This is a genomic window from Streptomyces pseudovenezuelae (assembly GCF_001513955.1).
Classification (GTDB): domain Bacteria; phylum Actinomycetota; class Actinomycetes; order Streptomycetales; family Streptomycetaceae; genus Streptomyces; species Streptomyces pseudovenezuelae.
In genome coordinates this window covers 462240-474644 of sequence record NZ_KQ948150.1, presented here as the reverse complement: position 1 = coordinate 474644, position 12405 = coordinate 462240, and the positions used below count along the sequence as shown (strand labels likewise).

Below are 12405 nucleotides of genomic sequence, written 5' to 3'. Positions count from 1 at the left end.
ACATTTGTCCGACAGTGCGCCCGGGACATCGAGGCGCTGTTGCGACCCCCGGTGCCGGGTTGGCTCCCACCTGGCCTGCGTCTTCACTGATCCCGCGGGTGAGAGGCGCCGCATCCCGGTCGCTCACCTTGCGGCATCGGAGACCCTCCCCCGCCGCCGCGCCCCCGTCCGGCGGCCCGTTTCGTATGCCCAGGCAACCTGCTCTGACCAGGGGAGAGTGAGCTTGCGGCCCACCTCAGGATTCATCGGATGGCATGGCATGCACCCACTGCCCGGCCGTTTGTGACCGAGGAAGATCGGCACGTCGAGGACGCTTGGCCGACAACGCCGAGCAAATACATCCGAGGAATCCATTGCCCAGACACGATCTCTGGTTTTAAGGTCACCGTGCCGCCATTCATCCGATGACTGGCGAAGCGCGGGATCGACGCCCTCCCGGGGCTCCTGTCCGGCGCATCGCAGGCGGCCCGGCCGACGGCCGACCACCTCCGAGACGACACTCGCACGACAAGGGAGCTCCCCCAGTGAAACTGCTACGCCTCGGCGCCCCCGGTGAGGAGCGGCCGGCGGTCCGCACCGACGAGGGCCGACTGCTGGATCTGTCCTCCGTGACCCCGGACATCGACGGCGTCTTCCTCGCGAGCGGCGGAGTCGACCGGGCCCGCGCGGCCGTAGCCGCGGGGCGGCTGCCCGAACTCGACGCGGACGGCCTCAGGATCGGCGCCCCCGTCACGCGGCCCGGCAAGGTCATCTGCGTCGGGCTCAACTACCGCGACCACGCCGCCGAGACCGGCGCGGCCATACCCTCGCGCCCCGTGGTGTTCATGAAGGACCCTGGGACGGTCGTCGGCCCCTACGACGAGGTGCTGATCCCGCGAGGGTCGGTGAAGACCGACTGGGAGGTCGAACTCGCCGTCGTCATCGGACAGCGGGCCCGCTACCTCGACGGCCCCCGGGCCGCGCGGGAGGTGATCGCGGGATACGCGATCAGCCATGACGTCTCGGAGCGCGAGTTCCAGCTGGAGTACTCCTCGCAGTGGGACCTGGGCAAGTCCTGCGAGACCTTCAACCCGCTCGGTCCCTGGCTGGTCACCGCGGACGAGGTCGGCGACCCGCAGAACCTCGGCCTGCACCTGAGCGTCAACGGTGAGAAGCGGCAGAACGGTCACACCGGCGACATGATCTTCCCGGTCGACCACCTCGTGGCGTACCTGAGCCAGTACATGGTCCTGCAGCCGGGCGACGTGATCAACACGGGTACGCCCGCGGGCGTGGCCCTGGGCCTTCCCGGCAACCCCTTCCTGCGCTCCGGCGACACCGTCGAACTCTCCGTCGACGGCCTCGGCGGCCAGCGCCAGACCTTCGCCCAAGCGTGAAAGGCAGCACCACCTTGACTGCAACCTCCGCCCGGGTCACCGGTGTCGACACCTACGACGTCCGCTTCCCCACCTCGCGGGAACTGGACGGCTCCGACGCGATGAACCCGGATCCCGACTACTCCGCCGCCTACGTCGTGCTGCGCACCGACGCCGGCGACGGACACGAAGGCCACGGCTTCACCTTCACCATCGGACGCGGCAACGACGTCCAGGTCGCCGCGATCGACGCGCTGCGGCCCCATGTCCTGGGCCGCAGCGTCCAGGAGCTGTGCGCCGACCCCGGCTCGCTCAGCCGCGACCTCATCGGTGACAGCCAGCTGCGCTGGCTCGGACCCGAGAAGGGCGTGATGCACATGGCGATCGGCGCCGTGGTCAACGCCGTGTGGGACCTCGCCGCCAAGCGGGACGGCAAGCCGCTGTGGCAGCTGCTCGCCCACGCCTCCCCGGAGTGGCTGGTCTCCCAGGTCGACTTCCGCTACATCGCCGACGCCCTCACCCCCGAGGACGCCCTCACCCTGTTGCGCGAGGGCCGGACCGGCCTCGCCGAGCGTGAGGCGGTCCTGCTGAGGCGCGGCTACCCCGGTTACACGACCTCCCCGGGCTGGCTCGGCTACTCCGACGACAAGCTCACCCGGCTGGCCAAGCAGGCCGTGGCCGACGGGTTCACCCAGATCAAGCTCAAGGTCGGCGCCGACCTGAGTGACGACATCCGCCGGCTGCGCACCGCCCGTGCCGCCGTCGGCGACGACATCCGCATCGCCATCGACGCCAACCAGCGCTGGAACGTGGACGAGGCGATCGAGTGGACCAAGGCGCTCGCCGAGTTCGCCCCGTACTGGATCGAGGAGCCCACCAGCCCCGACGACGTGCTCGGCCACGCCGCCGTACGCCAGGCGGTCGGCCCGGTGAAGGTCGCCACCGGCGAGCACGTGCAGAACCGCATCGTCTTCAAGCAGCTGCTGCAGGCCGGCGCCATCGACGTCCTGCAGATCGACGCGGCCCGGGTCGGCGGGGTCAACGAGAACCTGGCGATCCTGCTGCTCGCCGCCAGGTTCGGGGTGCCGGTGTGCCCGCACGCCGGCGGAGTGGGGCTGTGCGAGCTGGTGCAGCACCTGTCGATGTTCGACTACCTGGCGCTGTCGGGGACCACCGAGAACCGCGTCATCGAGTACGTCGACCACCTCCACCAGCACTTCACGGCACCGGTCGTGATCCGCGACGGCCACTACGCCGCGCCGCTCGCGCCGGGCTTCTCGGCCACCATGCACGAGGAGTCCATCGCCGAGTACCGCTACCCGGACGGGGCGTTCTGGGTGGCCGACCGCGCCGCCGAGGAGGAGGCGGCATGACCGCTCTGTCAGGGCTCAGGGCCGTCGTCACCGGAGGCGCGTCCGGCATCGGCCTGGCCACGGCCCGCGCACTGGCGGCGCAGGGCGCGACGGTGGCGGTGCTCGACCTCGACCCCGCCGGAGTCCCCGGACCACTCCTCGGTCTCAGGGCCGACGTCGGGGACGACACCTCCGTGCGCGCCGCCGTGGACGCGGCGGCCACCCGGCTCGGCGGCATCGACATCCTCGTCAACAACGCGGGCATCGGCGCCGTGGGCACCGTCGAGGACAACCCCGACGAGCAATGGCACCGCGTTCTCGACGTCAACGTCGTCGGTATGGTCCGCACCACCCGTGCCGCGCTGCCCCATCTGCGTCGGTCCGCGCACGCGTCCGTGGTCAACACCTGTTCCATCGGGGCCACGGCCGGACTGCCGCAGCGCGCCCTGTACTGCGCCAGCAAAGGCGCCGTGCTGTCGCTCACCCTGGCGATGGCCGCCGACCACGTCCGCGAGGGCATCCGCGTCAACTGCGTCAACCCCGGCACCGCCGACACCCCCTGGGTGGCCCGGCTGCTCGACGGGGCCGACGATCCGGAGGCGGAGCGCGCGGCCCTCAACGCCCGCCAGCCCCTGGGGCGCCTGGTGACCGCCGACGAGGTGGCGGCCGCCATCGTCTACCTGGCGAGTCCGGCCGCGGCGTCCGTCACGGGCACCACGCTCGCGGTGGACGGCGGCATGCAGGGGTTGCGGCTGCGCCCGGTGACCCCCTCGTGAGGACCACCGGACCGCGCGGCGGCGCAGGACCGGTCTCGGAACTGGCGCTGGGCTGCGCCGCGCTCGGCAACCTCTTCCACCCGGTCACCGACGACGAAGCGCAGGCCACCGTGGACGCGGCCTGGGACGCCGGCATCCGCACCTTCGACACCGCGCCCCACTACGGTCTCGGTCTGTCGGAACGGCGGCTCGGCGCCGCGCTGCGCGAACGCCCCCGCGACACGTACACCCTCTCCACCAAGGTGGGCCGGCTTCTCGTGCCGGACCCGGACGGCGGCACGGGCGACGACCTCGCGCACGGCTTCGCCGTCCGGGCCACCCACCGCAGGGTGTGGGACTTCAGCGCCGACGGAGTGCTGCGCTCCCTCGAAGCCAGCCTGCGACGCCTCGGCGTGGACCGCGTCGACGTGGCCCTGCTGCACGACCCGGACGACCACGCCGAGCAGGCGTTGCGCGAGGCGTATCCGGCGCTGGAACGGCTGCGTGCCGAAGGCGTGGTCAAGGCGATCGGCGTCGGGATGAACCAGTCCGCGCTGCCGGCCCAATTCGTGCGCGAGACCGACATCGACGTGGTGCTGCTGGCCGGCCGCTACACCCTGCTGGACCAGGACGGCCTCACCGAGTTGCTGCCGGAGGCGGCCGCCCGCGGCCGGAGCGTGGTCATCGGCGGGGTGTTCAACTCCGGCCTGCTGACGGCGCCCCGGCCCGGCGCCAGCTACGACTACGCGCCCGCTCCGCAGCCGGTGCTCGACCGCGCGCTGCGGCTGCTGTCGGTGTGCGAACGCCACGGCGTGCCGCTGCGTGCCGCGGCGCTGCGCTTCCCTTTCGGTCATCGCGCTGTGGCGAGCGTGCTGACCGGCGCGCGGACCCCGCACGAGGTGCGCGACTCGGTGGCACAGCTCACTCGCCCGATCCCGGACGCCCTGTGGGACGACCTGCGGACCGAGGGCCTGCTCGCCCCGCACGTCCCCGTCCCCACGGCCGCGCCGCTCGGGAAGTCCGCGCCCTTCGGGGAAGCCGTGCCGTCGAAGGACCTCTCATGAAGGTCGCCCTGGAGGCCGGCCGGGTCGGTCCGGGCGACGGTTCGGGGTCCTGGCACCGCTCCGGTGACGGCTTCCGCACCACCGGCAGTGCGGCGCCCGCGCCCCGCGCGGAGGAGCCGTTCGGCTCGCGCCCTGTCGTGCACTGACTCGTCCACCGGGAGACCACCACATCCCGAGGTGATCCCCGGACCCGCCCCAGGAAGCCGCGATGCGCATAGCCCTCTTCATCACCTGTTTCAACGACACCATGTTCCCCCGCACCGGCCGGGCCGTGACCGCGCTGCTGGAGCGCCTCGGCCACAGCGTGGAGTTTCCGCAGGGCCAGACGTGCTGCGGCCAGATGCACTTCAACACCGGCTACCGTCCCGAGACCCTGCCCATGGTCCGCCGCTTCGCCGAGGTCTTCGCGGGCTACGACGCCGTCGTCGCCCCCTCGGGGTCCTGCGCGGGCATGGTGCGCGACCACCATCGTGTGGTGGCGGCCCAGTACGGCGACGCCGCCCTCACCGAGGCGGTCGAGCAGGTGGCGCCGACGGTGTACGAGCTGTCGGAGCTCCTCGTGGACGTCCTCGGCGTCACCGACGTCGGCGCGTACTTCCCGCACCGCGTCACCTACCACCCGACCTGCCACTCGCTGCGCATGCTGCGCGTCGGCGACCGACCGCTCAGGCTGCTGCGCGCCGTGCGGGGCATCGACCTCGTCGAGCTGCCCGCGGCGGAGTCCTGCTGCGGCTTCGGCGGCACCTTCGCGCTGAAGAACGCCGATGTCTCCAACGCGATGCTCGCCGACAAGATGCGCCATGTGCAGGACACCGGGGCCGAGTTCCTGTGCGCGGGCGACAACTCCTGCCTGACGCACATCGGCGGCGGACTGTCCCGCCTCCGTACCGGCGTCGGCACGATGCACCTGGCCGAGATCCTGGCCGCCACGGAAGGGGACGCACGGTGAGCGGTGCCGACAACGTCGTATGGCTGGGCACTCCGGCCTTCCCCGAGGCGGCACGCACCGCACTCGCCGACACCCGGCTGCGGGCGAATCTGCGCCGGGCGACCGGGACCATCCGGGACAAGCGGCTGGCGGTCGCCGCCGAACTGGAGGACTGGGAGGACCTGCGGGAGACGGCCGCGCAGGTCAAGCGTCGCACCCTCCGCCATCTCGACCACCACCTCCTGCGCCTGGAGAAGTCGGTGAGCGCCGCGGGCGGAGTCGTCCACTGGGCGGCCGACGCCGCCGAGGCCAACCGCATCGTGACCGCCCTGGTGCGGGCGACGGGCGAGGAGGAGGTCGTCAAGGTCAAGTCGATGGCCACCCAGGAGATCGGCCTCAACGAAGCCCTCGCGGACGCCGGCATCCGCGCCTATGAGACCGATCTGGCCGAACTCATCGTGCAGTTGGGCGGCGACCGCCCCTCCCACATCCTGGTGCCGGCCATCCACCGGGGCCGCTCCGAGATCCGGGAGATCTTCCGGCGGGAGATGGGAGAGTGGGGCAGGCCGGCCCCGGAGGGACTCACCGACGAGCCCCGCGACCTCGCCGAGGCGGCCCGGCTCCACCTGCGGGAGAAGTTCCTGCGGGCCAAGGTCGCCGTCTCGGGTGCCAACTTCGCGGCGGCCGACACCGGCACGGTGGTGGTCGTGGAGTCGGAGGGCAACGGGCGGATGTGCCTGACCCTGCCGGAGACCCTGATCACCGTCATGGGCATCGAGAAGGTGCTGCCCTCCTTCGCGGACCTGGAGGTCTTCCTTCAGCTGCTGCCCCGCTCGTCGACCGGTGAGCGGATGAACCCCTACACCTCGCTGTGGACCGGTGTCAGCGAGGGCGACGGCCCCCGGAACTTCCATCTGGTCCTGCTCGACAACGGACGCAGCGTGACCCTGGCCGACGAGGTGGGCCGCCAGGCCCTCGCCTGCATCCGCTGCTCGGCGTGTCTGAACGTCTGCCCGGTGTACGAGCGCACCGGCGGCCACGCCTACGGCTCGGTCTATCCCGGTCCGATCGGCGCCGTCCTGACCCCGCAACTCGTCGGCGTCAAGAACGCGGCCTCCCTGCCCTTCGCCTCGACGCTGTGCGGTGCCTGCTACGACGCCTGCCCGGTAAAGATCGACATCCCCGAAGTGCTGGTCCATCTGCGTGCCGAGGCCGTCGAGGCCAAACGCCGGGACCGGCTGCTGCCCACCCCGGAGGCGCTCGCCATGAAGGCGGCGGGCGCCGTGCTGTCCTCACCGCGACGGCTGGCCGCCGTACAACGGCTCGCCGCCCTCGGGGGCCGGCTGATCGCCCGTGACGGCAGAATCGGCGCCCTGCCCGGTCCGTTCGCCCGCTGGTCCGGCACCCGGGACACCCCGGCACCGGCCCGCGAGTCGCTGCGCGCCTGGTGGCGCCGGACGAGAACACCCACGAGCGAGGACCGTCCCACGACGACGGAGGGGAAGGTACGACGATGAACGGCCGCGAGACCGTCCTGAGCGCTGTTCGGGCGGCGCTGTCCGGCGTGCCCGGTTCCGAGGACCCCGACGACACACCCGTCTCGTCCGGTCGCCGTGCCGACCACGCGGGACCGGACGTCGTGGGACTGTTCGCCGAGCGGGCCGCCGAGTACCGCGCCCGCGTGGTCCGTGTTCCGGCGAGCGGTGCGGCGGCGGCCGTCGCCCGCGCGCTGGCCCGCACCGGCGCACGGTCCGTGGTGGTGCCGCCCGGGCTTCCCGAGGGCCTGGTTCCGGAGGGCGAGTGGTCCTTGCTGACGGATGTCCCGCCTCTGTCCGTCGGACAACTCGACGCGGCGGACGCCGTGGTCACCACCGTCGCCGTCGCCATCGCCGTCACCGGGACCGTGATCCTCGACCACGGTCCGGGCCAGGGGCGGCGGGTCCTGACCCTGCTGCCGGACCAGCACATCTGCGTGGTCCGGGCGGACCGGATCGCCCCCGACGTGCCCGAGGCGATGGGCCTGCTCGATCCGGACCAGCCGCTGACCCTGATTTCCGGCCCCTCGGCCACCAGCGACATCGAACTGGACCGGGTCGAGGGCGTGCACGGGCCGAGAACGCTGGACATCGTCGTGCTGGAGGATGGCTAGCGGCGGCACGGAAACGGTACGACTCCGCAGGGCGGCCCGGTGGTGCGCGTTCCGGCTCGTCAACCGGCTCAGCGGCAAGGCGCTGGACAACTCGAACAACACCGGGGACCAGGTCAAGATCATCCAGTGGACGCCCAACGGCGGCTCCCCGCCGCAGTGGACCATGACCAAGGTCGGCTGAGCGGCGCGGCGCGTCCGAAGCGGTCCCGGATCGCCCGTCGACGGGAATGATCGCCCTGCGCGCGTACGGGTCACCGGCGCCGCGGGCCGTCGTTCTCCGGCCAATTTCCGGTAGCGATCCACGGATCGGGAGCGCTCCCAATCCTTGGGGGCAGGGCGACTGTCCGTCACCACACCCTGGTGAAGTCGTGTGCGCGAACCTCTCCGGCCGGTAAGATCGGTGATCTCTTGGGGGAGGTGGCATGGGCAGGCGACGCCCGGGGACACCGACGCTGGAGGAAGTGGCCGCCCACGCGCGGGTGGGACGAGGCACGGTCTCCCGCGTCATCAACAACGCCACAGGCGTGAAGGAGTCGACACGTCTGGCCGTTCAGCGGGCCATCGACGAACTCGGCTACGTGCCCAATCTCGCGGCGCGTTCGCTGGCGGGACGGCGGGCCGACGCCGTCGCCCTGGTCATGACGGAACCGGACTGGCGGCAGTTCGCGGAGCCCTTCTTCTCCGAGATCGTCACCTCGCTCGGGGACGCGCTGACCGACACCGGCATGCAACTGCTCCTGACCCTGGTCCGCTCCGACGCCGAACGGCAGCGCTTCCTGGAGTACGCGCGCGGCGGCCGGGTCGACGGCGTCCTGCTGATGTCCGTGCACGCCGGCGATCCGCTGCCGGACATGCTCGCCGAGGCCCGGCTGCCGACCGTGCTGCTGGGACGCCGGTCGGGCGACGAATACGTCAGTTACGTCGACATGGACAACGTCGGTGGAGCACGCAGCGCCGTATCGCACCTTGTCCAGCGGGGCCGCAGGGTCATAGCGACCATCACGGGACCGCTGGACCTGCACGCCGCCCAATGCCGGCTGCGCGGCTACGAAGAGGCTCTGGCGCTGGCGGGCATGAAGGTCGAGCGGACCCGTGTCGCCGAAAGCGACTTCACGGCGGAGAGCGGACGCCGCGCCATGGCGGAACTCCTCGAACGGCATCCGGACATCGACGGCGTCCTCGCCGCGTCGGACACCACGGCCGCGGGTGCCCTGGAGGCCCTGCGCGCGGCCGGACGCCGGGTCCCCGAGGATGTCTCCGTGATCGGCTTCGACGACTTTCCGCTGGCCCGGAGAACCGAGCCGCCGCTGACCACGGTGCGCCAGCCGATCGAGGAGGTCGGACAGGCCATGATCCGGCTGCTCCTGGAGGAGATGGAGGAGGGTGCCGTGGCCTGGCGTCACGTCATCCTCCGTACGGAGCTGGTCGTCCGCGAGTCCACCTGAGGCCCGCCCGCCCAACCGCTGGGACGAGCCCTCGGATCCGTACGCCGCGTTCCAGCACCCCCAGCTGACCTGCGTCTACCAAATCGGCCTCACCAGTTCGCGCCCACACCCTTGTCATGAACCTGAACCGTGCCTACAGTCCTGCCGAAACCAGGATTGGGAGCGCTCCCAAATCCTCAGGTCATGGAAATCCCTTTCCCTCCACCTCTCCCCCACCCCTGAAGAGGATCCGCATGCGTCCTTCACCGCACCATGCCCGCCGCGCGCGTGGCCTGCTCGGCGCGCTGCTCACCTCGCTCGTCTCGCTCGCCGCACTGCTGACCACCGCCCCTGTCGCGCAGGCCGACACCACGATCTGCGACACCTTCGGATCGACGACGGTCCAGGGTCGCTATGTGGTCCAGAACAACCGCTGGGGCACCAGCGCCACCCAGTGCATCACCGCGACCGACTCGGGATTCAGGATCATCCAGGCCGACGGGTCCGTCCCCACGAACGGCGCTCCGAAGTCGTACCCGTCCATCTTCAACGGCTGCCACTACACCAACTGTTCGCCCGGCACCAACCTCCCCGCCCAGCTCAGCACCATCTCCTCGGCCCCTTCGAGCATCTCCTTCAACTACGTCAACAACGCGGTGTACGACGCCGCGTACGACATCTGGCTCGACCCCACACCCCGCACCGACGGCGTGAACCGCACCGAGATCATGATCTGGTTCAACAGGGTCGGCTCCGTCCAGCCCATCGGCTCCCCCGTCGGCAACGCCAACGCGGGCGGACGCGACTGGCAGGTGTGGTCCGGCAGCAACGGCTCGAACGACGTGATCTCGTTCGTCGCGCCGTCAGCGGTCGGCAGCTGGAACTTCGACGTCATGGACTTCGCCCGGCAGGCCGTCTCCCGTGGACTCGCCCAGAACAACTGGTACCTGACGAGTGTTCAGGCCGGCTTCGAGCCGTGGCAGAACGGCGCCGGCCTCGCCGTGACCTCGTTCTCCTCCACCGTCAACAAGGGCTCCGGCGGCCCGAGCACCCCCGGAGGCTCCACGGCCTGCAAGGTGGCGTACGCGACCAACGCGTGGCAGGGCGGCTTCACCGCCGACGTCACCATCACCAACACCGGGTCAACTCCCGTCAGCGGCTGGAAGCTCGCGTTCACCCTCCCCTCCGGGCAGACGATCACCAACGCCTGGAACGCGAACCTCTCCGGGTCCTCAGGAGCGGTCACAGCCAGTAACGTGAGCCACAACGGCGAGCTGGCCGCCGGCGGCCAGGCGACCTTCGGGCTCCAGGGCACCTCCAGCGGCGCCTTCACCAAGCCCTCCGCCTTCAGCCTGAACGGCACCGCCTGCACCACCGCGTGATCCGGGTCCACCTCCGGACCGCTGCCGTACTGCACCACGCCTCGTCCCCTGCCGTCGAGGGCGGGAAACGACCGAAGAGCTCGCGGGCGATAGGCGCACCTGTCGCCCGCGAGCCGGACATCCACTCGTTTCGCCTACGAGTCCCCAGAGGCCCAGCCGCGCCTTGAGCCCGTCGAATCGCCGGCGTGGCCGGTGCCCTCACCGCCGAAGACGTGACCCCGAGGGCATCCACCGCACCATGGATCATGGCCGGCAGTGTGTTCGCCCGTCGGCCCTGCGCCGCCCTTCGACGAGCTCAGCCGGTGCGTCCGTCGGGGGTGGCGCTACCGGCAGGCAGCGGGACCGTCCACTCCAGGACGGTGCCGGTCGGATCGCCGCCGGAGACACGGAACGCGCCGCCCAGTTCCTCGGCACGGCTGCCCATGTTGGCCAGTCCGCTCCGGCGGGCGACCGCCGGGCCGATGCCACGTCCATTGTCCGCGACAGCCAGCCGCAGCGTGCGGTCGGATGCCTCGACGGCGACGTCCACCCGGCCGGCCTGGGCGTGCCGGGCGGCATTGGACAGCGCCTCGCGCAGCACGGCAAGGAGGTGCGCCGCATGGGTGGCCGGTACGTCGGTGTCCAGCAGGCCTGTCATGCGCAGGGCGGGAGTGAAGCCGAGGGTGTGAGTGGCTTCGTCGGTCAGGGCCAGCAGCCGCGCGCGAAGACCGCCGGTCCGTTCCTGACGGTCACGGTGCTGGAGACCGAAGATGGTCGACCGAATGATCTTGATGGTGTCGTCGAGGTCGTCCACGACCCGTTGGACGTGCTCCGCGACCACCGGCTGGTCACGGACCCGGCCGAGTGCCGCCTGGAGTGTCAGCGCGTCGGCGAACAGTCGCTGGATGACATGGTCGTGCAGATCGCGGGCGATACGGTCGCGGTCACCGAGCAGCGTCAACTGTTCGGCGTCCCGGCGGTGCTCGGCGATCTGGAGCACCAGGGCAGCTTGGTCGGCGAAGGCGAGGACCATGTCGACGACGGCCGCGTTGAACGGCGGTTCGCCGGCGACATTGGCCACCTGCAGCACACCGCGCACCCGCTCGTTGTCGCTGACCGGTACGAAGAAGGCCGGTCCCAGGGGCACGACGGAGGCGCTGCCTCCCACGGCGCGCGGATCGTCGCTGAGGGCATCGCTGATGACGGATTCCCCGGTGGCGTACACCTTGGCCGCCAGAGTGGTCGACGGCAGCGCGAGCCCCAGCACCCGACCGGCCTTCTCACCGGCCGCCGCCTCCACCATCAGTTCGTCCCCCGAGCTCAGCGGCGTGGCGAGGGTGACCAGGTCGGATCCGGTCATCTCGCGGACGGTGTCTGCCAGCGAGTGCAGGATTTCCTCGGGAGGCGTCCCCGACAGCAGCGCACGGGTCATGTCCGCGCTCGCGGCCAGGCGCCGCTCACGGTGGCGGCTGTCGTCGTACATGCGGGCGTTGTCGATCGCCACGCCGGCGGCGGCCGCCAGGCTGCGCAGCACCGCTTCGTCGTCGGCGTCGAAGGGCAGCCCGCCGCGCTTGTCGGTCAGGTACAGGTTGCCGAAGATCTTGTCCCGGACCTGCACCGGAGCGCCGAGGAAGGTCCGCATGGGCGGATGCCCCAGCGGGAAGCCCACCGATTCCGCATGCGCCCCCAGGTCCTCCAGGCGCAGCGGGTGCGGCTCGCGGATCAGCAGACCCAGGATGCCGTGGCCCTCGGGATAGTGGCCGATCCGCTCGATCGTTTCCTGGTCCATGCCGACCGTGATGAACTGCCGGATCCTGCCTTCCTCTCCCAGCACACCCAGCGCCCCGTACTCGGCGTCCACCAGTTCGACGGCGGACTGCACGATCCTGCCCAGCAGGTCGCCCAGTTCGAGGTCGCTTCCGATCGCCACCACCGCGTCCAGCAGTGTCTGCATACGGTCCCGGCCACCCCGCACCCGTTCCACGTGCACCTGCAGCTCGCTCAGCAGCGCGTCCAT

12 protein-coding genes are annotated in these 12405 nt (G+C 71.1%); 11 read left to right on the top strand and 1 reads right to left on the bottom strand.

What is annotated here, in order from left to right; translation table 11 throughout:
- Positions 1–524: 524 nt before the first annotated feature.
- The 11 genes from AQI94_RS30155 (at position 525) to AQI94_RS30110 (ending at position 10409) form a co-directional block, all read left to right on the top strand.
- Positions 525–1376, top strand: coding sequence for a fumarylacetoacetate hydrolase family protein (locus AQI94_RS30155; protein WP_031036782.1), 852 nt, complete (start codon positions 525–527; stop codon positions 1374–1376).
- Between the two features lie 14 nt (positions 1377–1390).
- Positions 1391–2728 (top strand): L-fuconate dehydratase, encoded by a 1338-nt coding sequence (locus tag AQI94_RS30150; RefSeq protein ID WP_031036785.1) that lies wholly within the window; start codon positions 1391–1393, stop codon positions 2726–2728.
- A complete protein-coding gene (locus AQI94_RS30145) occupies positions 2725–3483 on the top strand; it encodes an SDR family NAD(P)-dependent oxidoreductase (protein ID WP_031036788.1) in 759 nt (252 codons plus the stop codon). The genes AQI94_RS30150 and AQI94_RS30145 overlap by 4 nt, the downstream gene beginning before the upstream one ends.
- Positions 3480–4526, top strand: coding sequence for an aldo/keto reductase (locus tag AQI94_RS30140; RefSeq protein ID WP_031036790.1), 1047 nt, complete (start codon positions 3480–3482; stop codon positions 4524–4526). The genes AQI94_RS30145 and AQI94_RS30140 overlap by 4 nt, the downstream gene beginning before the upstream one ends.
- Positions 4523–4672: a hypothetical protein gene (locus tag AQI94_RS44720; RefSeq protein WP_158806129.1), complete on the top strand. Its 150-nt coding sequence runs from the start codon at positions 4523–4525 to the stop codon at positions 4670–4672. The genes AQI94_RS30140 and AQI94_RS44720 overlap by 4 nt, the downstream gene beginning before the upstream one ends.
- Before the next feature lie 62 nt (positions 4673–4734).
- Positions 4735–5475, top strand: a complete 741-nt coding sequence (locus AQI94_RS30135) for a (Fe-S)-binding protein (protein WP_031036793.1) — start codon at positions 4735–4737, stop codon at positions 5473–5475.
- Positions 5472–6971, top strand: coding sequence for a LutB/LldF family L-lactate oxidation iron-sulfur protein (locus tag AQI94_RS30130; RefSeq protein WP_031036795.1), 1500 nt, complete (start codon positions 5472–5474; stop codon positions 6969–6971). Before AQI94_RS30135 ends, AQI94_RS30130 begins: the two co-directional genes overlap by 4 nt.
- Positions 6968–7603: a LutC/YkgG family protein gene (locus AQI94_RS30125; RefSeq protein ID WP_031036798.1), complete on the top strand. Its 636-nt coding sequence runs from the start codon at positions 6968–6970 to the stop codon at positions 7601–7603. Before AQI94_RS30130 ends, AQI94_RS30125 begins: the two co-directional genes overlap by 4 nt.
- Positions 7596–7784, top strand: coding sequence for an RICIN domain-containing protein (locus tag AQI94_RS30120; RefSeq protein WP_031036802.1), 189 nt, complete (start codon positions 7596–7598; stop codon positions 7782–7784). The genes AQI94_RS30125 and AQI94_RS30120 overlap by 8 nt, the downstream gene beginning before the upstream one ends.
- A 241-nt stretch (positions 7785–8025) precedes the next feature.
- Positions 8026–9048, top strand: coding sequence for a LacI family DNA-binding transcriptional regulator (locus tag AQI94_RS30115; protein WP_031036805.1), 1023 nt, complete (start codon positions 8026–8028; stop codon positions 9046–9048).
- 233 nt (positions 9049–9281) lie between these two features.
- Complete coding sequence (locus AQI94_RS30110) at positions 9282–10409, top strand: GH12 family glycosyl hydrolase domain-containing protein (RefSeq protein ID WP_031036809.1); 1128 nt, start codon at positions 9282–9284, stop codon at positions 10407–10409.
- Between the two features lie 295 nt (positions 10410–10704).
- On the opposite strand, the gene AQI94_RS30105 is transcribed toward AQI94_RS30110, so the two are convergent.
- The gene (locus tag AQI94_RS30105) at positions 10705–12405 is read right to left on the bottom strand and encodes a sensor histidine kinase (RefSeq protein WP_225890318.1); all 1701 of its coding nucleotides are present in this window, start codon (positions 12403–12405) and stop codon (positions 10705–10707) included.